Origin of the sequence: Lactiplantibacillus paraplantarum, assembly GCF_003641145.1 — a bacterium.
Taxonomy (GTDB): Bacteria; Bacillota; Bacilli; order Lactobacillales; family Lactobacillaceae; genus Lactiplantibacillus; species Lactiplantibacillus paraplantarum.
In genome coordinates, this window is the sequence record NZ_CP032744.1 from 2,663,538 (window position 1) to 2,686,931 (window position 23,394).

17 protein-coding genes and 2 pseudogenes are annotated in these 23,394 nt (G+C 43.7%); 1 reads left to right on the forward strand and 18 read right to left on the reverse strand.

Going from position 1 to position 23,394, the window contains the following annotated elements; all coding sequences use genetic code 11:
• Window positions 1-452 precede the first annotated feature (452 nt).
• The 18 genes and pseudogenes from LP667_RS13120 to LP667_RS13200 all read right to left on the reverse strand — a co-directional run bounded on the left by LP667_RS13120 (window position 453) and on the right by LP667_RS13200 (window position 22,644).
• On the reverse strand, window positions 453-1,574 hold the full coding sequence (locus LP667_RS13120) for an NAD(P)-dependent alcohol dehydrogenase (protein ID WP_021730014.1): 1,122 nt from the start codon (window positions 1,572-1,574) through the stop codon (window positions 453-455).
• Between the two features lie 359 nt (window positions 1,575-1,933).
• Window positions 1,934-3,859 carry a copper-translocating P-type ATPase gene (locus LP667_RS13125; protein ID WP_021730013.1) on the reverse strand — a complete coding sequence of 642 codons (1,926 nt, stop codon included), beginning with the start codon at window positions 3,857-3,859 and terminating at the stop codon, window positions 1,934-1,936.
• Window positions 3,856-4,128 (reverse strand): cupredoxin domain-containing protein, encoded by a 273-nt coding sequence (locus LP667_RS13130; protein ID WP_021730012.1) that lies wholly within the window; start codon window positions 4,126-4,128, stop codon window positions 3,856-3,858. The genes LP667_RS13125 and LP667_RS13130 overlap by 4 nt, the downstream gene beginning before the upstream one ends.
• A gap of 14 nt (window positions 4,129-4,142) precedes the next feature.
• Complete coding sequence (locus LP667_RS13135; protein WP_021730011.1) at window positions 4,143-4,517, reverse strand: cupredoxin domain-containing protein; 375 nt, start codon at window positions 4,515-4,517, stop codon at window positions 4,143-4,145.
• Between the two features lie 393 nt (window positions 4,518-4,910).
• A complete protein-coding gene (locus LP667_RS13140; RefSeq protein WP_021730010.1) occupies window positions 4,911-9,047 on the reverse strand; it encodes a mucin-binding protein in 4,137 nt (1,378 codons plus the stop codon).
• A gap of 131 nt (window positions 9,048-9,178) precedes the next feature.
• The gene (locus LP667_RS13145) at window positions 9,179-9,940 is read right to left on the reverse strand and encodes a helix-turn-helix domain-containing protein (protein ID WP_021730009.1); all 762 of its coding nucleotides are present in this window, start codon (window positions 9,938-9,940) and stop codon (window positions 9,179-9,181) included.
• A gap of 345 nt (window positions 9,941-10,285) precedes the next feature.
• A complete protein-coding gene (locus tag LP667_RS13150) occupies window positions 10,286-10,540 on the reverse strand; it encodes a TfoX/Sxy family DNA transformation protein (RefSeq protein ID WP_021730008.1) in 255 nt (84 codons plus the stop codon).
• 47 nt (window positions 10,541-10,587) lie between these two features.
• Window positions 10,588-11,916 carry a sensor histidine kinase gene (locus tag LP667_RS13155; RefSeq protein ID WP_056988344.1) on the reverse strand — a complete coding sequence of 443 codons (1,329 nt, stop codon included), beginning with the start codon at window positions 11,914-11,916 and terminating at the stop codon, window positions 10,588-10,590.
• Between the two features lie 447 nt (window positions 11,917-12,363).
• Window positions 12,364-13,851 (reverse strand): hypothetical protein, encoded by a 1,488-nt coding sequence (locus tag LP667_RS13160; RefSeq protein WP_021730006.1) that lies wholly within the window; start codon window positions 13,849-13,851, stop codon window positions 12,364-12,366.
• Window positions 13,844-14,266: a hypothetical protein gene (locus tag LP667_RS13165; protein WP_021730005.1), complete on the reverse strand. Its 423-nt coding sequence runs from the start codon at window positions 14,264-14,266 to the stop codon at window positions 13,844-13,846. The genes LP667_RS13160 and LP667_RS13165 overlap by 8 nt, the downstream gene beginning before the upstream one ends.
• A gap of 28 nt (window positions 14,267-14,294) precedes the next feature.
• The gene (locus LP667_RS13170; RefSeq protein WP_021730004.1) at window positions 14,295-15,359 is read right to left on the reverse strand and encodes a WxLIP family cell surface protein; all 1,065 of its coding nucleotides are present in this window, start codon (window positions 15,357-15,359) and stop codon (window positions 14,295-14,297) included.
• 56 nt (window positions 15,360-15,415) lie between these two features.
• Window positions 15,416-16,120 (reverse strand): WxL domain-containing protein, encoded by a 705-nt coding sequence (locus tag LP667_RS13175; RefSeq protein WP_056988345.1) that lies wholly within the window; start codon window positions 16,118-16,120, stop codon window positions 15,416-15,418.
• Window positions 16,121-16,823: 703 nt separating this feature from the next.
• Window positions 16,824-17,450, reverse strand: coding sequence for a GyrI-like domain-containing protein (locus LP667_RS13180; protein ID WP_021730002.1), 627 nt, complete (start codon window positions 17,448-17,450; stop codon window positions 16,824-16,826).
• A 206-nt stretch (window positions 17,451-17,656) separates the two neighbouring features.
• Entirely contained in the window at window positions 17,657-18,697 is a 1,041-nt protein-coding gene (locus LP667_RS13185; protein WP_021730001.1) for a WxLIP family cell surface protein, read from the reverse strand.
• A 73-nt stretch (window positions 18,698-18,770) separates the two neighbouring features.
• Window positions 18,771-19,079 (reverse strand): annotated as a pseudogene (locus LP667_RS17120) (WxL domain-containing protein); the annotation flags it as partial.
• 12 nt (window positions 19,080-19,091) lie between these two features.
• Window positions 19,092-19,379 (reverse strand): hypothetical protein, encoded by a 288-nt coding sequence (locus LP667_RS17125; RefSeq protein ID WP_225366482.1) that lies wholly within the window; start codon window positions 19,377-19,379, stop codon window positions 19,092-19,094.
• Window positions 19,376-19,747, reverse strand: coding sequence for a hypothetical protein (locus LP667_RS13195; protein WP_021729999.1), 372 nt, complete (start codon window positions 19,745-19,747; stop codon window positions 19,376-19,378). Before LP667_RS13195 ends, LP667_RS17125 begins: the two co-directional genes overlap by 4 nt.
• A 178-nt stretch (window positions 19,748-19,925) precedes the next feature.
• Window positions 19,926-22,644: pseudogene (locus LP667_RS13200) on the reverse strand (BspA family leucine-rich repeat surface protein).
• A 216-nt stretch (window positions 22,645-22,860) separates the two neighbouring features.
• On the opposite strand from LP667_RS13200, the gene LP667_RS13205 reads away from it, so the two are divergent.
• Window positions 22,861-23,250 carry an iron-sulfur cluster biosynthesis family protein gene (locus LP667_RS13205; RefSeq protein WP_021729996.1) on the forward strand — a complete coding sequence of 130 codons (390 nt, stop codon included), beginning with the start codon at window positions 22,861-22,863 and terminating at the stop codon, window positions 23,248-23,250.
• Window positions 23,251-23,394: the final 144 nt, after the last annotated feature.

Consider the following 23,394-nt stretch of genomic DNA (forward strand, 5'->3'; position numbering starts at 1 on the left):
TTACTGTTTATGAAAAGTAACGATAAATCCAACAAAATTTCGGTACGCACATGTCCGCCATTCGAACACTATCCCGACTGGAAGGCGTTTCGGCCAATGCCCAGTGGTGAAATTTCACTTAGCAAGCGTCCTTGGCTTGGTTAGTGAAAGGCCAGTATTTGAGACGTGGGCTTCGGCTTAAATCTGTGCCCACCACGTTCCGGCAATTGGCAGAAATGCCTGGAGGTCGGTGTAGGACGAACTAACTAAACAAGTTTACGCTGAGTCGAACTTTTTCCCAGCGGTCCATAGCTGGCTGTTTTTGAACTTAAAAACCGGCACGTTTTAATCACAAATTATGCAAGCCGTCCAAGCGGCTTGTGTTTAACACAAAAAGCGGCGATGTCAAAATCAACTTTTGACATCGCCGTTTTAGAAGTTATTCATCACAACTGGTGGCATCAAGCCAGCAGCTATTTACCAGGTTGATAGTCTTCATCAATGATCAAGACTGGTTTGATGGTCTTACCACTACCAGAATCAGCATTGGCTTGATTAATATCTTCAAACTTATAGAACTTTTCAGTCTTTTCAAATGGGAACATGCCATGTTGATAAAAATCAATCAACCGCGGAATATCAACGCCAGGAATGGCATCACCCATGTTAACACCGATGACTTTCTTATCATCAACACACAAATCGTTCCATGAGCTAATGGTAATATTCTTGGCCGTAACAGCAATCAAGGCCGCAGTCCCACCTTGAGCAAGCGCGTGGATTGCGGATACCATGACTGGTTCGACCCCAGTTGTATCAACTGCAAAGTCGACCCCGTAACCGTGTGTCAACTTCTTGATTGCTTCAACGGGATCTTCTTCCTTACTGTTGATAGCATGGGTGGCACCTAATTCCTTGGCGAGTGCTAACCGTGAATCAACAATGTCAACCGCAATCACTTCGGTACAACCCGAAATTTTACCAGCCATCATTGCGGCTAAACCAACCGCACCAGTCCCAAAGACCGCAATCGTTTGGCCTGGGCGAGGTTGCAAGCTATTCAAGACCGTCCCACTCCCGGTCACGTAGCCACAGCCCAACGGTCCTAAGCGCCGTAAATCCAATTCTTTTGGTACTTTAACAGCATTCCGTTGGTCAACTACCGTGTGCGTCGTGAAGGAAGATTGGTCGAACATGTCACTGATATGATGGCCGTTTTCTTGGAAATGATCTGAACCATCGGGACGGGTACCACTAAGATTATAGTCAGCGTAATTCCGACACTTGGTCGGCATCCCCTTCAAACAGTTATCACAAGTCCCATCAGCGTAAAACGATAAGATAACGTGATCGCCCACTTCAAAATTAGTTACTTCTGAACCGACCTTTTCAACGATTCCAGAACCTTCATGTCCTAAAATCACGGGATAACCTAACGAAGCATCTCCCCGCCGAATGGCTTCATCAGAATGACAAATCCCAGTCGCAACCATTTTGATTTGTAAATCAGTTGCTTTCATTTCAGCTAATTCAATATCATCTTTAATGACAAATGGATCGTTAACTTTATCAACTACTGCTGCTTTAATTTTCATGTTCAGACCCTCATTTCAAATAGTATGTAAAACGCTTACAATTAATATTGTTACACAATACACAATTCAATTCAAACGCTTTCAAAAGCATTTAAACCAGTTATTATCCCCGTCAAATGGGCAATCTGATAATTTTCGACTAACGATATGATACTTAATTAGTGTAAATATAATACGCTTTTTTCGGTAACTGTGAGATCAGTTCATAACATTAGGGATAATTAAGCGGTCATATAATTTCAACCTAAAAAGCGCGAACATCCAAGTAAGTCCCACCAAAAGTGGACTATCCTTAGACATACGCGCTCAATTTTAATCATTAAAATGACTCATTATCATATTCTGCCAACAATCTTGACCTACGCAGGCTGAACACTGGTACTGATCTTTGCCTTGTTCAATAATACCGAACTTGTAACCACGGATAGTGAACTAAAGGCCATCGCCAGCCCCGCCAATTCAGGACTAAGTGTCAATCCAATGGCAAAGAAGACGCCGGCTGCCACGGGGATTCCTAGCACATTGTACACAAACGCCCAAAACAAATTAAGTTTAATTCGATTGAACGTCTTCTTGCTCAATACCAGTGCCCGGTCAACATCCCGTAAATCATTCTTAACAAGCACGATGCCACCAGCATCAATCGCAATATCCGTCCCAGAACCCATGGCAATACCAACATCCGCCGTTGTCAACGCTGGGGCGTCATTAATACCATCGCCAACAAAGGCTACTTTGCCCTCTTTTTGGAAGGCTTGGACATGATCAGCTTTGTCCCCAGGCAAAACATCGGCAATGACTTCATCGATTCCGACCTGGTCCGCCACAGCTTGTGCTACCCGTTCATTGTCGCCCGTCAGCATGACTGTCTTTAAGCCCCGCGCTTTCAAACTCGCAATGGCGGCCTTAGATGTCGACTTAGCCACGTCTTGAATCGCGATCAGGCCAACGATTTGATGGTTTAAGCCAACATACACAACCGTTTTAGCCGCATCCTGGAGCCGAATCGCTTGTCGTTGTAGTTCAGCACTAATTGGTTCATCGGTCAATAATTTATGATTACCGACCACGGCTGCTTGCCCGTCAACTTGGGCCGTCACTCCTTTACCTTCAATGGCTTGGAAATCCGTTGCGGTCGGCGCTGCAACACCAAGCGCCTGGCCACGTTTTAAAATTGCCGCAGCTAACGGATGTTCTGACGCAGCTTCCAAACTAGTTGCCACCCGCAATACTTGGGTTTCATCACCAATCACATCCGTTACTTGTGGTTGACCAACCGTAATTGTACCAGTCTTATCAAAAACCACCGTTTTAACATCATTGACCGCTTCCAAAACCTCACCGTTTTTAATCAAGATCCCCATTTTAGCGCCTCGTCCAGTACCGACCATTAATGCAGTGGGGGTTGCTAATCCTAACGCACACGGGCACGCAATAACTACGACGGCCACGGCAAAAATCAAGGCATTAGCGAGACTGACACCTAAGAAGACGTACCAAGTCAAAAATGTCATAATCGCAATAATTAACACAATCGGGACAAAAACATCAGAAACTTTATCCGTTAACTTTTGAATCGGTGCATGACTATTTTGGGCTTTTTTAACGAGTTCAACGATTTGTGCTAGCATTGTTTGATCGCCAACCTTGCTAGCCTTGAACAGAAAGGTCCCATTGCTATTGATTGTTGAACCAATCACTGCATCAGCTACCGTTTTTTGAACCGGCATACTTTCCCCAGTAACCATTGATTCATCAACCGTCGACCGCCCTTCCGTAATGACACCATCAACTGGAATCTTTTGCCCTGGTTTCACTCGAATAATATCATCAACCACGACCTGGTCCAATGGCACCTTAACAAATTCTTCGTTGCGCAACACTTCTGCTTCCTTAGCTTGCAAACCAACTAGTTTAGCCACCGCGCTAGAAGCATTGTGTCGCATTCGTTCTTCAAAGACTTGTCCTAGTAAGACAAACGTTGTGACCAAGGCAGCACTCTCGAAAAAGACCGCCTGACCAGTAGCCATCGCATATAAACTGTAAAAATAAGCCGTTGCAGTTCCAATTGCCACTAACGTATCCATATTGGCGTGATGCTTCGTAAATGACGCCCACGCACTCTGCAAAAACGGTCGCGCTGAAACAACCATAATGACGGTCGTCAAAACTAACTGTGTCCAATCGCCACCAGGAAGCATCCAACCAAACGGCATTAAAATCATATTAGCTAATAATGGTAAAGAAAAGATTAATGAAATCCAAAACCGCTTTGTTGTATTCATCCCTCAATCACCACCTTGCCATGAACCATGTCCATGCCACACCTAAACTGAAATTCACCGGTCTGATCAGTTGGAATCGTCACCGTTTGCGGTTGATCAAGCGGTAAGTCCATTGCAAAGTCCAACGATTTTGAATGCACGTGTTCCAAACACCCCTGTGTACTTGTTCGGGTAAACGTTAATTGTGCCGGAATAGCCTTTTTTAAGGTGATTACCGCTGGTTCATAATGACCATTCACGGTAATATTAATATTTTGTTGTGCTGTCATTACCTTAGCCTCCATTATTTAATAATCAATTTGCCATGGAACATATCCATACCACACGCCCATTGGTATTCGCCTGGCTTACTAGTGTCAATAGCAATGGCTTCAGCCTGATTTTGCGGTAATTCTTGATTAATACCAAAATCGCTAAAAACCACGTGATCCAGACATCCGGACGCGTCTTTGCGTGTAAAGTTCAATATCGCCGGCACGCCCTTTTTCAACACGATCTGTTCCGGCGAGTAACCACCCTTGACTTCAACATCAACTTGTTGTAAATCAGCAGACGCATCCGCGGTTACCGTTGCCGTAGCGTGCTTACCGAAAAACCACCATAAGATGAACCCGATTGCTAACAAACCAATTAACAAGACTAACCCTTTAATAACCATTAAATTCATTCCTTCCACTTTTTTCCATCGTTTACACATGTAATCTATACAAGTATCTTAGCGCCATCGTTTACAATTGTCAACGATAAATATTATTTTTAGGCATAACCCTTAGTTTTTTTAACTACTCATACCAGTTTCTACTATAATATGTCTGCTCGTAGGACACTATTTGATGAGCCATCCATTTTGTGCAACTTCCCCCTGCTTGCTAAACTGAGCACGGGCCCCCAACCCAAAAGAAGCCGCTCATTACGTCCAACAATGAACGTAATGAGCGGCTTCTGAAATATTGAGCATACCACTTTCACATAAAGGAGCAGATTAATTTACACGTGAAACGTACTTGTAGCCTTGCACAATCGATACTAATCTTGATAACTTTAAGGCATACTAATCCCGTTGCTTAAGTTTGACCCAACTGAGAACCGAACTTAACGCTAATATGATTACCCCCCAAAGGGATAACTGATTGTCTTGTTCATCAGTCTGAGGTAGAACCTTCGTACGGCCTTGCTTTGGTCCCCGGGGCGTCGCTGGTTGCGCACTGACCCAACCAATCCCTGAAGTCGATTTAGTTGTCCCTTGCTGCGACGTATCCACAGCCGAGCTGGTCCGCACCCGCTTTGATTCTTGGTGCGGCACATTTGACGTCCCTGGCTGGTCACTTGCTGGATTGAGCGCATCGCCCAATCCGTTCGCTTGATCCGGCCGATTTGGTTGCTCCGGCTGCTCTGGTTGACTCGTCTGCTCTGGCTGATCCGGCTGCTCTGGCTGATCCGGTTGGTCTGGTTGACTCGGTTGGTCTGGCTGACTCGGTTGGTCCGGCTGATCCGGCTGATCTGGCTGACTCGGTTGGTCCGGCTGATCCGGCTGACTCGGTTGGTCCGGCTGATCTGGCTGATCCGGTTGGTCTGGCTGACTCGGTTGGTCTGGCTGACTCGGTTGGTCCGGCTGGTCCGGTTGGTCCGGCTGGTCTGGCTGACTCGGTTGGTCCGGCTGATCTGATAACTGATTGTAAATGACTGTTACCACCTGATCCGCAGTCGTTGCATTAACTTGTTGTGCCGCAACCGTGGCTAACGTTGCCGTAGCGTCTGCCACGATTGGGGAAATGACGCTGGCCATGGTCGCCGTTGTTACTGGTACCCAGTCTTGATAGGTCATTTGGCCTGTCACCAAGTCAATCGTCACACTTCGCTGAAACCGAACAGTTTGACGAACCGGTGCCGCAACCTGCGTACCATCACCGTAGACGTAGTGAATTGTCCGCGTAACCGTGTGCGTTAAATCAGCTTCACCACTTTCATCCGGGAAGACAATATTAGGATTACCAGGAGCAATCGGATTCGGATCACTGGGGGTTACCGTGATAGTTCGATGGCCATAAGTCACCATCACTGTTGTTAGATCGGTATCATCGACCGCTACAACCCACGAAGCGACAGTTTTAAGATCCGGATCAGTATAACCTTTAGCACCTAAATCTGGTGACGCCACAGCATCAAATTGATTGCGCCCAACTACCGTCCATGCCCGATCGGCTTGGTTCGTATCAATCAAGCCATCGCCGTTCAAATCATACCCTAAATATTTTCCAGTCTTCTTTTCAATAATCGCCGTTCGCTGGTAAACGACTAATTGTTGCACGTTTGCCGCAACCGATTGGTGGGTTTGACGATCAATATATGTGATAACCCGCCGTTTATTTTGGTATTCCGTAACAGCTTGCGTTGCTAGGCGATAATAGACATTGATCGTCACATCCTTATCATTTACACCAGCAACCATCTGTTCCGGTACTACTTTTAAATCAGGAACCGCGTACCCGTCGCTGCTCAGATCAGGTGATTTGACCGTCTCGAACCACGGCGCTGATCCAACTAACAGCCAAGCCTCATCCGCTGTCTGGGTATCGACCTGCCCATCCCCATCTGTGTCATATCCAAGAATGGTGCCATCGTGGGCGATTATCGTTAACAATTCATACTTAATCGTTTGAACCACAGGTTGAACCGCGTCAATCGCTTGCAACGTCCCCGCATCAAGATAGTTAATCGTTCGTGTAATTGTCCGTTGAGTCGTTTCGACATGCGTTTGTTGCTGATACTTAACGACCACATCAGCATTCATCGTTATACCACCACCATTAATGACAACTTCTTGTGCTACGACAACTGGAATATCTGGCGCTTGATAACCCTGCATGGACAAATCTGGGGAAATCACTTGTGCCCATCGCTGATAATCAGTTGGATTCACTAACCGCCATGCCAGTGAACCATCACTAGTATCAAAGGCACCGTCGCCATCCGTATCATATCCTAACAACTCGTGAGTTTCGGCATTAAGAATCGCTAAGCGCACGACCGGCACCGTTTGAACCACTGATTTAGCAATGGATTTTCCAGTCCGCCCATCTTGATACTGAATCGTCCGTGTAATATTTGAATATTCAGGAACCTGCTGCACAGGTGTTACGGGTTCTTGAGATGCTAACACATTTATCCAAGTGGTCGCCGTCTGGTCATTAAATTGATAAGTGATCAGATAACGATGTTGACCTGCAACATGCGTATTAACCGCATTCAATCCCGGCAAACGGTTGCCGGCCGCATCTGTAATTGTGATAGTCAATTCGCCAGTTGTTATCAAATCTTGAAAGCCAGCCAGAGTATCAATAACGGTACCATTCGACTTAATCACTGCAATTAGATAAGCTAACGGATCATCACCAACCATTTGACCAAAGCTATAATTATGCTCATTTTGACTCGTAATCATTTCCCAGACCGCACTATCACCATCGCCATAACCATATTGCAAAACTGCCGCCGAATCGACATTTTGGTTAGTTGTAAAGACTGCATGTGGTGCAACCATTTTGCCTGCGATGGCCGTCGTATTCTTGATTCGCGTTGCCTGATTAAAATTCCAGACCAAATTGGACGTGCTACTGGAAAAGCCGCCACCAATTGTTAATTCAGAGGCCCCTGTGACCACGTTATAGATGACCACATCATCGTCAGTAAAACCGGTTGTCCGAATACCACTGTGCCAGTCATTTAAATCAATATTTACGGCATAATAATGATGCCCTTGATAACTCCCTAGATCAGTCGTTCCAGACTCGCCAATGAGTGCTTTTGACAATGTACCACCATTGGTTGCTGGTAAAATCGTGCCTGCACTAACTAACTGATTATAGAAATCACTAATATTGACCTGGGCTTGATTAAACTCACGGGGATCAGCTAGCGAAGAATTGATTGTGACCGTTGGTACGCCTTTAATGGCACCGTTACCCGTTGGCCGTGGCCTAGAATAATCCATATCCTGATTGGCAACGGATCGATCTACTAATCCGTTACTAGTCGTAAACGTGATTGTATTATTAGTCACTGATAAGCCACCATTCACAATCATATCCCACTCGGAATCTTTCCCTGGCCGAATCGTTGCGCCCGCATTGATTACGTGCAGCCCACCGCTGATGGTCGCCACACTGCCGTCAAACGAACTATTCACAATTGTAATCCCCGTTAAAGCAATAATGCGATAGGTGGATAACCAATCTTGGATTAATGCAATTAAAGCCGGCCGACCATACTGTTTGACATACTGCTCGAGATAACTTTTATCAGCCAAATTCTTCGCCGTTGCTAGAAATGCCGACGCGGTGGCCGTTCGCCCATCACCCGCTTGTTTCACTGTAGCTGCAGTCGCCGTAATCGCTGGCTTAATTTCTGATACCTTATTCGCTACTGTAGATTGGGCCCCAACGCTTACTTTATCTGACTGCATCTGAGTACTCTTACTCGCTGAAAAAGCCTTTGAAGATTGTTGATTGGTTGTCGAATTCGGGACGTCTTTCGCAACCGGTAATAATTCACCACTTGCCGTTGTAACGGATGGTTGCGCTGTAGCAGAATTTGTGAGTTGGGCACTCTTAGCATTACTTGTCGCAGTTGACTGCTGACTTGACATTGAATGCTTTCCGGATGGCATTATGGTGCTCGTCGAATTCGACGAACGCTTCGAATTATCAGAACTAGCCACTTGACTTGAACTCGTTGAAGCAGACGTCTGACTAGTGCTTGCAGCCGATTCGACCGCTACTGACTCACTCACCCGTTGACCAGAAGTGGTGGCACTTGTCCTCGCTTCTGATTCTGACTGGCTAGATGTCTGTCGCTGTGATGCACTGTCAGCGACTGGTTGCTTAACAACACCCGCTTGACTTTCTGTCTCGGTAGCAGCAGTTGTAGATAGTGCTACCGTACTAGTCGAATGTGCAGCCGTCGCGCGCTCACTGTCAGCTGCAGAAGTTACTGAAGTCTTATTTTTTCCTGCGGATGGGCGCTCATTAGCCACCTTGGGCAAAGCTGCATGCAGCTTTGCCACAACGGCACCTGTTTGACTGGCTTGAACGGCCATTGGTACTACACCCCAACCTAAAATTAAGACACTCGAAAATAACCAAACTTTTGGATGATTAAAACGTTGCTTTTCACGCGAATATCGCATCATTACTTGCCCCTGTCAATCTTAGTCAAATATCGACATGTTTTGAATTTTAAGGCATAGTATACCCACATTATTAATAGCAAAACGGGGATTTGTATTTACGTGAGAAAAGTTATCTTCAAAAATACAAATGATTAGTCAGTTCGCGTATTGAGTTGTCGAAATTCTAAAGGTGTCTGACCCGTCTCCTTCTTAAACCGCCTTGAAAAGTCAGCAGCATCGTAAAAGCAGAGCTCGCCAGCAATCGCACGAATCGTTAAGTCGGAAGCCAATAGCATATGTTCAGCTTCCTGAATTTTTTTAGCATTGATATAATCGCGAATCGACATATGCATCTCTTGACTAAATGATCGTCGAACCGCTTCGGGATTACATCGATGATTAATGTGCATCAAGACTTTTTTTACGGATAATTGGTCGTGCAAGTGAGCATTTGTGTAATACATGACATCTAGTGTAGATTCTAAGTGCGCATTGTAGGCCAACGCATTCGGCTTAGCGATCGCAGCAAAATCACGGACAATTTGTACCACTAGCGGTTGGTAGCGCTCCGTTGTAACGGGTAACCGGTCCAGCCAGCGATGGTAATCATTACGCAACTTAACGAACTCATAAATCTCAGCATGGTTTTGAATACCTTCAAATGCCAACACATCCACCAGTGCGTTTAATTGCAGACGCTTTTCCTCGCTCGATAATTTATTCAACAAATCCCGTGAACGCGTCAAATTTTCTTTTGCAAATTGAATTCCTTCTTCGACCTTACCGGCTCGATAAAATCGAATAAAATCTCGTTCTAAGTAACCTAATAGAATCAGTCCCTTAGTTGTTGGGTGCTGATCATTATAATCTCGCATTTGATGCAAATATTGTACAAATTGTAATTCCGTCCCCATAACCTACAACTCCTTTATGTCATTAGTCAAAATTTATTAACACAAAAATAATGCTCATTTTAACAGATGTCGCCAGGTAATACCATTTACATTTGCCGTCTAACAATTTACAATACTAACTAATCCCGCTGTACACTAATGATTCTAGCAAATAATTTTTATTTGACAATCAATCCGCAAAAAAAAGGTATCCAATAAAAATCGGATGCCTTCAACAAACGACGCTATTTGGTCGTATTAACCACTTATTAGTGGCCAATTAAAGCGTTCACATTTAACGCGTTGATTAACGCACGACCCTAAGTCTAATCACGGGTCACTGAACGCAATCACCAGCACGACCATTTAGGCCAAAGCTCTAAAGTACTGCTTCAAATCTTCACGGGTCGCCGCCGGCAATTGCGGATAAGCACAATCCTCAATCGCGCCTTCTAGCGAATAAAGCAACTGAATGCACGCATGTGGATTGACTTTTTTGATTGCTGCAAACGCGGCTTTACTGCCCGCCGCTTCTAGTTCTGTCGGTGTCGTAATAGCCACTTGCTGCAACTGCTTTGCCAGTGTCGGGCCAATATTTTGTAATCCCGTTAATTCAGCCAATTCTATCATATCCTTTCAACTTATAACCTCAGTTTATCACAAATCAATTAAGGCGTAATAACAAGTTCTGCTACAAAATCATTGCTTTCAATACAATAATTAACTAATAATTGATTAGTCGTTAACTGCTCAATACTACTCAATCCATATCCTAAATGACCTGGCTTAGTTGTAAACCGACTTTTTTTAATTGCTGATAAATCCAGAATTTCATTATTCGGAATTTGGTTACGCACGTTAAAGACCACAGTATGGGCATCTTGATTCGTAACGCTGAGCACAACTTGGTGATTACTTCTGATTGCGGCATCAGTCGCATTATCTAGTAAGTTGCCCAAGATCCGTACTACCTTGATCTGTGGAATGGGCGGTAATTGGATATCTTCCAAAATGACTACGGCTAACTTAACGCCTTGGTTCATGGCAGCTTCGTATTTAGCATAAATCAAGCCGCTGGCGGTCGGCAATGCCAGCCGGCTTAGACCGGCTAACTCTGATTGTTGATTGAGATGATCACTACCGGGTAATACTTCCGTCTCAAAATAATTTTTCAAACCCACCATGTCATTATTTTGAATGAACGATGATAAGCTCAATAAGATATTTTGATAATCATGCTTAAATAGATGCAGGTCACGATTATGATGGCTGAGCAATTCATTATAGCTCGAAACTTCCAATAATAATTGTGCGTCATTCAAATGGCTATTTTTATTATTAATTAAATAAAAACCAATGATGCCAAACGTAACACTAGCAGCAATCGCCATGTACGTCTGCGAGTTAACCGTCCACTCCATCGCAAACGCATACGCAATCACGTAGATAATAAAGAAAAGTAATACTAACAAATAATCGCTTACTTCCACTCGAGCACGTTGCAAAAAATCTGCTGCTGAGGTGCGCACCAACCAGCCATGTGCCAGAAATGCCAAAATTAGCACTACTGGGATTTCCAGAATGGCCGCCAAAAAAACGTTAAAATCAGCCGTCGCGTTAAAACCGACTGCCTGCCGCAATAACATCGGGGCCGTTGGTGCAATAATTGCCTTAGCCGCCACACCCATAATCGCACTGATCAAACGTTTAACTGCGTTCAAAAAAATCGTGACCGGTAACATTAGCAACCACTGTGTATACAATAACCTTGAACTCATAAAGGTATTAACCGCCACTAACGGAATAATCAAGAAAAAAACTAGTGGAATTTGCGGAAATAATAACGTCCCAACCTCGCCAAAGGCCTGTGCTCCCATAATCATCAATATCCATGCAATACTAATTCGCCAGGTAACGTATTCACGAAAACCAATGAGTAAAAACAGCATTTCACAATAACCCGAAATAAGTGACAATACGAAGAAAACCGTTGACATGCAACCACCTCTCATAACATTAATAAGTATTTGTTAAGCTACCTTCCGAACGTATTAAAGCAAAAAAAATCGCTATTATATCTTGTTTACATTGTAGTCGTTAATTACGATTTCGGTCAGTATAGGCGCTTACAATTTTATTTAACGACCAGCAAACTATCGTATCGACATTCCTGAATATACCTCCATTAGAAATTTCAAGGCAAAATCTAATCTTAACTAGGGCAACACGTATTCACTTTAGTTCCTGATCAAATGACAAAAAATGCGCGCCAAGAACCGATCTAATCCTTGGCGCGCATCGTTACTCATTATTCTTAATTAGTACCAACAACGCATTTACTCATTAAATATCGGTCACCTATAAATGAACGTTGCTGTCAAACGCTTTAAACATGACTAATTTTAGCTTAACGACCTAGTCTAGCCGCAGTTCTTCGTCAGCTTTCACGGAGTATCTTGCAATGTCCAATTAACCGTGCCGCTATAACTATCCACTTGAACACTTGGCTGAACATCTAATAATATCCCTTTATTGGCCGACCAGGCATTCGTCACGTTAGTACTTGACGTCCCTGCAACTTTAGTACCGGTGCCAACGGTTACGGAAGCATTAGTTAAGACTTGCTTGCTACCACCATTAAGATAAATCAGATTGCCGCTGAGTGCTCGCGTACTAGACTTCATCGCAGTCGCGGTAGCCCGCAAATACCAACGTGACCCCGTTTTGCGTGTATCATTAACGATAACATTCCAGCTATTGGTCGGCTGATATAGGGTTTCCTTAAATGGCACCGTTAGCGTCCCAAAGGTCATGCTACTAGGTAGAGACTCAAGTTTGAGCGTGCCGTCCCGCATAGTTACAGTGATGGCCTTAGCATCCGATTGTAATCCCAAACTGCCCTTAGCATAAATATTGACCGTCATACTTCCACCAACCGCTAAACTACTTAACTGACTAGCTAGGCCAGTCTCTTTAGCCGCATAAGTCATCGTGTCCGTCGCGCTATCCGGATTCGTCGCAACGATCCCCGCCTGCTTCACGATCCAAGCGACCACCGCACTGTCACTATTGAGATTGTCCAAATCCCCCGGATAAATATCAATTGCTGTCTTAGTACTGGTGATATTCAGCTTCTTCAGTGTGACCGCTGCCGTAGCAGTTCCCTTATCACCAGTAACTTCATCGACTTCGGTAACCGTAACACTACTTAAACTGCCTAAAGCCGTCCCCAAATTAAGCGTATAATTGCCGTCACTTCCGACCGTCGTGGTTACACCATTAACATTGCTACTAATCGTATTGCCTGGCGTTCCGGTTCCTTTAATAACCGTATCCGTTGAATAGAGTGTCCCTGTAATTTGAGGTGCAAGTGCTTGAACATTAAACTTACCCACATAATGAGTGGAATCCTGACCATCTACAAAGACCCGAAAACCAATATAAATCGGCAGAGAATTTTTGATATCTTTTAGGTTAACCGATAATGTTTGCGCTCGATTAGCTGAACTAATAGTCACTGAATTACCACTACCAATACTTGCCGGTGTTTTTGTTAGTAACGTGATTCCAGTATAAGTGTTCACTGGATTTTTCATAATGTCGTAATAGACACTCGACATTTCGTACTTAGCCAACCTGAGCGAAATTGTTCCAGTCATAGTTACCGAAATTTGAGTCGTTTGGTTCGTTATCCGGCCATTATCTGCATAATTAGCCGTCACCGCACCCAACTTAGGATAACTACTTAAACCGCCATCGCTAATACTTCCAAGTACAGCACCAGTGCTTTTATCTTCAAAAGCAGCATTTGACTTCACGTCTGTCATCTTGTCCGTCAGAGTAGCTGCCATGCCACTAATACTGGCAAATGTCAGTAGCCACACAACGCTGAGTCCAATTGTTAGCAACCATCCTATTCGTCCATTACGCACCTCGTTCCCCCCTAACTTGTTGCTTGATCATTTGGTATAAACCACCTGCTAAAACACAAGCTAGTAACCCCATACCAATGAGTAAGCCTTCCAAAAACACGTGCTCACTAGTCTGCGGTAGTCGCCCACTATAACCAACTTGGCGATATTGGTGACCACCAATTACTGACTGGTCACCATCACCAGCCCGGCGATCATCCACATTATACTGTGGCTTAGTATGGGCCGACTTTACGAGATACGGTTTATCACCACTTGGTATCACCCGCTCAGGAACAATCTGATCGGCATGATAATCAGTTTCATAAAAACCAACACTTATTTCGGTTTGTCCATGCGTCGCTGCTTGCACTGGTGACGCCCAGTTCAACATGAATAGGACCCCTAGCATTAACCACCATTGTTTACTCGGCATGGTGCTTCCCCCATTTCATCGTCCTAACCTAGGCACGCCGACGTTTTCTAATCCAGAAAAAGAGTAAGAATCCAATCAGTCCAACGATCAGCATGGCTAACGCCCCGAATAAAATGAACCAGCCAACGTTAATCCCCGAATTATCAACAGAGGCCTTATTATATTTTTCAGCAGTGGCCGTACTAATGACAAAATCTTTATCAAAACTCCACCGATGATCCTTATTTTTAGCAACCAAATGAACATGGTACGTTCCGGCCTGTAAGCGGCTATTTCCGGTTAAGATGGGAACTTTATAAACTGAATTAGGCGCTAACTGCACATTTTTCTGACTGAAAGTCTTAATAACCTTATTGCTATTTTTACTCGTTAGTTTGGCAGTAACAGTTAGTTTAGGTACAATCACCGCGGTAACATTACGTAACTGTGGAAAAACACCCCGGCGGTAATTTTGCATGCCAGCGGTAATCGTATCTAATTTCAGCTGTGGCGCTGGAACCGATCCAGTCGTATACTTCATCCCAATGACATATGAATACTGATTTGCAATATTCATGGATCCTTTGACGCTCCCCGTCACTTTATTCGTCACTCGCTTGAAGTACCAACCACCTAAAAGGACCCCATTAAAAGTCGCCTGTGGCATTTTAACGGTTGCGGTGACTACTTTTGAGCCGTTTGCTGGAATCGTCACCGTTGTCGGCCCCTGAACTTTGGTAATTTGGTCCATCCGATACTTCAAAGAAGGGTCATAGTGCTTCGTCGGAGTCACGTATTCAATGATCCCATTCCCATTAGTATAAGCCGTATGAATCGCAGTCTGAACTTTGATCTCAGCGTTAGTCACATTGTAAATCGTCGTTTGTATTTGTTGTTGTCGTCCCGGCGTCATTTTTAAATCAAAATAAGAATTATGCTGATCAATTTGGTTCGCTGGAATTTTGGCTGCAACGCTGAAACCGATATCATTACTCTGCGTTGCTTTAGCACTCGTACTGCTCGTGTTACCAGCTGTCAATCCAGTAATACCACTAATTTGTAAGCCCAATACGATGCTACCAATCATTATCAATAGCCGTTTCATTAATTGCATCTTCTCGCCCCCACTAACTTATGTATTCGGGGCGCCACCACCGCCCCTGATGTCGCTTATTCAGTTGGTAAATCGCTCAATGTCCAATTGAGATTAGCGCTATATGCTTGGGCTTTGACCGTGTTGGCTTTAATATTTAGTGTCAACGCCTTCGGATCTAAGCGGCTAACCGTTACCCCGGAACCACCGCCCTTATCGGCATTCAAAACCGCGCTTGACCCGACAGTACCATTCAATGCCACTTCTGAAGCTGTCGATACGGCGCCATTGGTTTCCGAACCACTGTTAACCACTTCACCCTGTGGTAAGCTCAGCGTTGCACCCTTAGCGGCCGTGCCATCGGTTCCTGTTAAGTTGGAGCCGGTAACCGTTAATTTCCAACCGGCATTGGTCCCCCGAACATCTGAAACTTCCACGACCATCCGATCCTGCCATAACAAGGTGTATGAACTAGTTGGATCCACCTTATACTGTTGATCGTTTAAAACGTCTAATTCGTGAGTTCCATATCCTAACGATTTAGAAACAAAAATTAGTGACAAATCACCACCAGCTGCCGCACCGTTGTCACCATCGCCATCAGTACTTGGTGTATTAGGATCACTTGGATCAACCGGTGTCACTGACGATGTACTCTTAGTGAACTCCGCTTTAATATCCGTATTCCCACTACGATTTTCTGCTGCATTAGCCACAATTGGTGCGCTACCTGCTAATAATAAAGTTCCTGCCATTAATAAGTGTCCTAACATTGGTTTCATGATATAAATCCCCCTTTTTCATTTACCAGCTCTTATTAAGCCTTCATCAACTAAGAATGGTGGTCATTATCAATAGTGCTTACTCCCATGACAATTTATAATTGCTGGCACTAAATCACTTGCGACCTCCCTCAATAACAATGAAATATTGATTAATTAATTTAAATGCCGACTCCTTTGACCACATTTTCATTATATAAGCCAGTCCATAACAGCGCTAACAATGTATAACGTTAACTATATTTACAAACCCGGGCTCTTCGTGTAACCGTTATCAACATTGACTTATTTGAGATTATTAAGCGAACTTCCTTTGCATTATTAATTTCAAAACAACTGTTATTTTTAATAAATAAATTCATATAGCAGATCAGTCATAGCTAACAAATTAATTGTCAGTAGTTAGATTCCCTAAGCCACTGTGTCCTGAAGCTGCCAATAGCACAAAAAACAGCCTAAAAGGTAACGTTTCAAGCGTTACTTTTTAGACTATTGGATATTCCATTAAAAAATTAATCCGCAATCGCCCTCTTCGCTGACCACATTTTCCCACCGGATAGTCGTTGTCCCGATATCACCGTATGTGCTTGACCGCCTTTAACATTTGGCCGGCTTTGACCATAAGTTATCCTAAGAACTAGTATTCATATTAAATCATGTTCCAATTTATCAAGGATGCCAGTTATCAGTCACCTGCGCTCAATTAATTAGGCGCGATTCGGTATCTTAGAATTGTTTTCAACTTATCAGGCGCGCCCCGCCGAGCATCCGACAGATAGATTTCACGATGGATTTTGCTAAGACGGTGCCTATCTTGACTAGCTACAAGTTGATCTAACTTGGCAAAACTAGCCGGTTCATCATCATAAGCACCAATGTGCAGAATTTGCGCAACCTGCATGGCCTCGAACTGTTGAATTTCTATCTGTTCTGTCGGTAACTTTTTCTTAGCTTTAACGGCCGCTAAAGCCGGTGCAATCAACTTAGTGGGAACAAAATCGGGAATTCGAATCATAATATCATAACTGAATTCATCTTTATCCAGATAATCAAGCTGTTGTCCCTTAGTCGTCAATGACCAGACCCCTTCAAGTGGGAAAACTACATAGTCATCAAATGCACACGCCTGCGCTTGCGCATATTGTTTATACGCATTCTTTAGACCATAGGCTGCCGGATACAAAGTTTGCAATTGCACTTGAAACGCCGGACCATTAGGATTGCCGGTCCCATGTAAGACCATGAAAGTTTGGGCCGGTATCGTCAACAATTGTGGCCGCTGTTTAGTGGTATAAGTGGTTCTTTCTTGTTTACGCCATTCATACTTCATTTTTCGCTCACATCCTTTAAATTAGCTACATTTTTATTATACTTAGTAATCATACTGGCCGCACGTTACTAACCTAGTTACTCTAGAAAGTTGCATCCTAATTCAGATACTCACTGTTGCGGCCCCAATTGACCATGCATCGTTTGATAAGTCGCAAAAAAGACGCGGCCAACCTGACCGCGTCCTAATATTCCAATATGAGGTTCCTATTTATCTTTGAGCTGTGCTTCCAACTGCTTAATCTTTTGCTGTTTACGATGGATATACCATGCAATCAACAATAGTAAGATGACCAGCAAGCCGAGACTGAACCACAGCCACCAATTAGTATGGTGTTCAATCACTGCCGTTTTGTTTAACTGGTTGGCACGATTACGTGTTATTTCAAAATCTTTCGTAAACGTCCAATGTTGTTTTTTAGATGTTACTGCCAATTTAGCCGTATAGTAGCCCGGCTTTAACGCATCCCGACCAACCCGTAATGGTAAATCATAAACGGAATTAGGTGCCATCTGACCATGTTCATTGACTTGTTTATAGCGAACTTTTTGGCTCCCCCGGCGATAAATCTGGACATCAGTTTTAACTTGATTTAAGAAGGCTGCCGTCCGGTTTTGTAAAGCTAAACTAATTTGGTTATAGCCGTTATTTTGAGTTGCATCAATCTTACCCAAAGTCAGCTTGTTCTTGGTAAGCGCACGATCACCGTGTAATACGACAGCCACTGAGTACGCATATTGATTCTTAATGGCCATCGCACTCTTACGCTGTTGTTTCGCTGCTTTTTTTAAGAAACTTAGCCCACCAACGACGACACCATTGTACTTGCGCGCAGGCATCTTTACTTTGAAGGTCACAATTTTACTCGTCCCTTTAGCTAGCGTTATTTTATCCTCGGCGGTCGTAATTAATTGACTAGTATCGGCCGGTAAATCAATATTCTTGCCCGCAGTGGTTGCCTGATACTCAACCACTCCATTGGGATTCGTCGTTGCCGGTGCAATACTAGTATGCACGACAATTGCTTGAGTACTCGTATTCGTGACTTTAACCGCCAAGGTGATCATTTGATTAGGCGCTAACTTCAAATCATAGTAGGCAACGGCCTTATCCACTTGATATTTTGAAGCAACTGGCGCGACCTCAAAACCGACCGTATTCGCCGAAACCCTTTGGCACCAACTAAAACTAGCTAAACCGATTAGCAAACCAACGCCGAACTGCCACCATCTTCTCGTTAACATCATTTCTCCCCCTAATTATGATTCGGAAAAATGACATTAACACCTGCTCGTCCACTATTTTTCCGATCAGTAATTGTTAGCTATTCGCCGGCGTTGTGCTTAAACTCCAAGTTAAAGTCGTACTATAACTTCCCTCAGCCCGTGCCGTTGTCTTGGGCACCATTAATTGTGACTTGGTAATATCAGCCACATTCTTACCATTACCTTTCCCCGTAGCGGCCGTCATCAAGACCTTATCACTATTGAGGGTATCTAAAGAAACGCCCGTATTAGCCGTAGCATCCGCACCGGTCGTTGATGTGTTCATATCTAAGACACCATTTAACGTCAGGATTGCGCCCGTCAATTCTTTATTTGAAACGGCTTTTTCGTTCTTAAAGACATCATTTTGTTTAACTCATAAATCCCAACCAGCCGCAGTTCCCCGTAAATCCACTACGGATACTGCAGCTGATTTGTTCGTATTATTGTAATTATCGTCCTTATCAGCAGCCTGAATCTGATTGGTCCCAAAGTCTAGACTGGCACCCGTCAAGTCAGTATCCCCATTATCAATGGTAATGTTGCCCCCTTGAAAACCAACCGTTCCATTAGACGTCTGGGGTGTATCTGCTGCACTGGCTGTTAAGCCAAATGTTGCGATCAATGCCGTTGAGAATAAAAGTCCTAATAATGTTTTTTTCATGATAATAAGCTCCTTTTTTTTAAATAATTAAATAATTGCCAACTAATTAAAATAACCAGTAACCCAATACCACCAATAAAGGCCCTCAGCCACCACTGTTCACTCGTTTGTGGTAACCACCCTAGGCTCTGCTGAGGCCCGGACTGCCGCACGTTCGGTTGCCGGACAACTGAACTACTAGTTTTTGACGCTTCAGTTACATGCAACTGCTTTTCACCATCACCTTGACTTACCGATTCAGTCTTGCCATCAAACCGAATCGTTGCTGGGCTGTCGGCTGTACTAGCCACACCAATAACCGGTGTTGACAACCACCCCCACCAAAGCAGGGTACTGATGACAATTGTGATAAATCCCCATTGCTTCACCAACACCACTCCTCACAGATTGTTATTTATCATACAAAAATCTAGCAACAGCTTTGACCACTATTAATTATTAATCAGAAACAATTATCGTTGTACATTGTAAATATACATAACTAACTTACTGGCCACAACCAAGCCGTCTTACAAATATTGCGTTAGCTAATCATTATTTTTTTTATTATCGATTGGGTACTGTTCGTGCGAGCGTCCAGGTTAACGTCGTCTGATACGTATCAGTCAACGCCTGATCAGTCGGTACTTGTAAAGATAACATGCCAAGAGTCGACCGCGGTCCAAGGACATTGATTCCCTGATGTGAGCTAGTTTGATAATTGTTGACAATTAAGCTAGCAACGCCCGGCGTTAGCGTCGATTCCTTGCCCGTCTGTTGATCTTTATATCTGAGCACCGCGGTCAACGGGTGTACCGACTTTTCCCCAGTGAAGCCAGCAGCTGCCAGGGTCGCATTCAATGACCACGTTGCCCCCAATGACCGACCATCTTGAATAACTAAGCCAGTATCATAAGTGGCCCCATAATTTTCTGATTTGCCAGTAATTAAATTCTGCCCAAAATCAATCGACTTAGGAGCTGAAACAAACATCAGTTTTCCAGGGCTATACGTTAACGTGATTGTCTCATCCTTATCCGTAAATTCCCCTTGAATCCCCTCTGGCTGATCCGGCATATACCCCTCAATTTCAATGGGCTTAATATGATAAGCGTCACCAGTTATACCGCTAATTTTAGTGTTCGCTACCAGCTCCTTACCAGTAGCGTCCACGTATTTCACGGTAATCGTATTTCCAGTGGCCCATTCGAATTCACCAACCAGATTTTTGCCATCATACTTAGTCATCAAATCAGTGGATGTATAAACTTTTTTATTGTTCAAGCTGCGCCATTTACCAATATAGGGGGCTTCATTACTAGGAGTTGGTAAGTTCCAACGTTCACTATTAAAGAAATTAAAACTGGGGCCTAATAATAGTCGCTTAGGCGGCAATTGAGCGTTAAAAGTGTCAGCATAACTGCGCGCACTATTTGTATTCCACCTCGTTAAATCCAATTGTTCTAGCTTAGTATTTTGAAAAGTAGCGTCAAAGTTAGTCACTTTGGCTGTGTTCCACGCACCAAGATTTAACGTCTGCAATCCTGAACACTCGGCAAACATCTGTGACATATCCGTTGCTGAACTCGTCTGCCAATTCTCGATGGGTAAGCTAGTTAACTGTGGATTACCGTAAAATACTTGCCCCATATCAACAACCTTACTCGTGTCCCACTTGCCGACTGGCAAATTATTTACTTGCCTGACTTCGGTAAAAATGCCTCTCATTGTCGTCACATTACCAGTCTGCCAATCGTCAACTGGCAGTGCCATTACGCGACTCATTTCGGAGAAAGTACCGGCCATGTTTTGAACATTCTGAGTACGCCACTTGCTAATCGGGAGCTGCTTTACCTCATCAACATTGGCAAACGTGCCCGCCATATTCGTCACCTTGCTAGTTTGCCAATTATCAACCGGCAAGGCCGTAACACTACTCATGCCCGCAAAAGTAAACCCAAGATTTTGAACATTCTGGGTATTCCACTTTGCAATTGGCAAGGTTGTTAAACTCGCACACCCACTGAAAGTCGAATTTAAATCGATAACCTTGCTAACATTCCAATTATCAAGTGGCAGCTGGGCCAATTTGGCATCATTGTAAAAAGTATTGCGTAGCGTCTCAACATTACTCGTATTCCAGTTATCAAGTGGCAAGGACGTGATATTCGGTAACTTGGCAAAAGTGCCATCTAATGAATTAACGCGACTGGTGTCCCAATTAGCAACATTGAGGCTTTCCAAGCTCGTATCACCGGAGAAGACCAACTGCATATTGATAACTCGTCCGGTTTGCCACTTATCAACTGGCAACGTTTTAACCTTAGTCATTCCTCTAAACATCGCTGACATATTCGTCACTAAGCGCGTATCCCAATTAGCAACATCCAATGAAGTCAGTGAAGTACAATCGGTGAATGTTCGCATTAACGTGGCCACTTTACTCGTATTCCACTTACCGACTGGCAGTGACGTTAACGAACTAGCACCATTGAATGTATCAATCAAGTATTGCACTGAATGCGTGTCCCAGTTAGCGACATTCAACGTGGCTAACTTGGCACAATTCTGAAACGTGGCTTGCATCTTCGTTACCTGACTAACATCCCAACTGTTGACATCCAACGCTACTAATTGTGAACATCCACGAAATATCCGTCACGCCGGTGAGATTAAGATTAGCTAGGCCATCAACATTCGTAACGTTAGGCAAATTAGCAAATAAATATGAATAATCATGAATAGTAGTCGCTGTAATCTGACCTTCAATAACAATTTTTAAAACTTGCGTCGCTTGATAACCATTGGCATTCAACGTTTTGACAAGCCAGCTCCCCGCACTCGACCCAACCGAAGTTCCAAATGAGCCACCACTTAAGTGTAATGTTCCGTTGGTATCCAGGGTCATCTTAACAGTGCCATTGACCATTGCTGCCGCCTTAGTGGCTCGTGTAATGGCCGTTTCCGAGCGTTGATTTTCATCAACGCTTTCCTGGATTGTACTATCACGATAACGATTACTAACTGACTCTGAACCTGACTGACTTACTAGCACTTTATTTTCTTGAGAATTTGGTCCGGTTGGTGACGTCGAAGTACTTGCTTCACCTTGTGACATCGCTTCTGTATCGGAAAAAACACTGCTAGTCGATGATATTGTCTGATCACCACTCAACTGTGATCGGGGTATTGCTTGAATGATTGTTCGTGATTCTCGATAGCCAATCACGCTCATTGCTAGTGCCAGCCCCAGACCACCCCGATACCATAATCGCCGGTGCTGCATCCCATCGCCCCCTTCAATAAATTGTATTTTAACATCTCTGAACATTAATTATCTTACATTATTTCAAGTACCTAACTATGAAAAAAAGGCTTACAATTTTGTGGATACTTTAATATTAAATTTTTATTGGTTCAATATTATTAGTATCGTTACTGGCAATTAGCTAATAAGTGTCTTATAATGCTTATTAAAAGTAAGCAAGGAGTCTGATATTCTATGTCTAATCGTCAGTTAACATTTGATTCAGCCGTCGTTAATAAGTTATCATCGAAACTTGATGATCAAAAGCGGCTATTATTAACTTTTGAAGACGGCGTCGGTGCTTTTTCACAACACGCCATGCTGCACATGCAAACTCAATTCACACTTAATATTGTCTCAGCAACGACTCCCACCGAGGGCTATCATACAATTCTTGATTCCAACCTCGGACCCGTTGCTGTCAAAGATTATTCAGTAGCAGATCTCCAGCAAACTATGACTATCCGCTTAAATACCCATCAAAACACCCTGCAACTCACTGGTGAGGGTGGCATGATCGATGATAACGTTGGCTTGATTGACTTTACCGATCCAGATGGCATTAAGAAGAACCCCTCGCGTTAACTACTTGTATTAAAAATCAACCATTGACTGAAAAACAACTTCTCCAGAATTTTGGAGAAGTTGTTTTCATATTGCTTATGGCGAACAATAAACCACTAGTTTTACTTATGAGAACGAGCAAGACTTGCATTAAAACTCTCTTTT

Bases quoted from the DNA above. Each gene is read 5' to 3' on its own strand.
- LP667_RS13155 (WP_056988344.1), bottom strand. From the start codon at position 11,916: ATGTCAACGGTTTTCTTCGTATTGTCACTTATTTCGGGTTATTGTGAA.
- LP667_RS13140 (WP_021730010.1), bottom strand. From the start codon at position 9,047: ATGATGCGATATTCGCGTGAAAAGCAACGTTTTAATCATCCAAAAGTT.
- LP667_RS13120 (WP_021730014.1), bottom strand. From the start codon at position 1,574: ATGAAAATTAAAGCAGCAGTAGTTGATAAAGTTAACGATCCATTTGTC.
- LP667_RS13125 (WP_021730013.1), bottom strand. From the start codon at position 3,859: ATGAATACAACAAAGCGGTTTTGGATTTCATTAATCTTTTCTTTACCA.
- LP667_RS13185 (WP_021730001.1), bottom strand. From the start codon at position 18,697: ATGATGTTAACGAGAAGATGGTGGCAGTTCGGCGTTGGTTTGCTAATC.
- LP667_RS13165 (WP_021730005.1), bottom strand. From the start codon at position 14,266: ATGCCGAGTAAACAATGGTGGTTAATGCTAGGGGTCCTATTCATGTTG.
- LP667_RS13170 (WP_021730004.1), bottom strand. From the start codon at position 15,359: ATGCAATTAATGAAACGGCTATTGATAATGATTGGTAGCATCGTATTG.
- LP667_RS13175 (WP_056988345.1), bottom strand. From the start codon at position 16,120: ATGAAACCAATGTTAGGACACTTATTAATGGCAGGAACTTTATTATTA.
- LP667_RS13205 (WP_021729996.1), top strand. From the start codon at position 22,861: ATGTCTAATCGTCAGTTAACATTTGATTCAGCCGTCGTTAATAAGTTA.
- LP667_RS13145 (WP_021730009.1), bottom strand. From the start codon at position 9,940: ATGGGGACGGAATTACAATTTGTACAATATTTGCATCAAATGCGAGAT.
- LP667_RS13130 (WP_021730012.1), bottom strand. From the start codon at position 4,128: ATGACAGCACAACAAAATATTAATATTACCGTGAATGGTCATTATGAA.
- LP667_RS13135 (WP_021730011.1), bottom strand. From the start codon at position 4,517: ATGGTTATTAAAGGGTTAGTCTTGTTAATTGGTTTGTTAGCAATCGGG.
- LP667_RS13180 (WP_021730002.1), bottom strand. From the start codon at position 17,450: ATGAAGTATGAATGGCGTAAACAAGAAAGAACCACTTATACCACTAAA.
- LP667_RS17125 (WP_225366482.1), bottom strand. From the start codon at position 19,379: ATGAAAAAAACATTATTAGGACTTTTATTCTCAACGGCATTGATCGCA.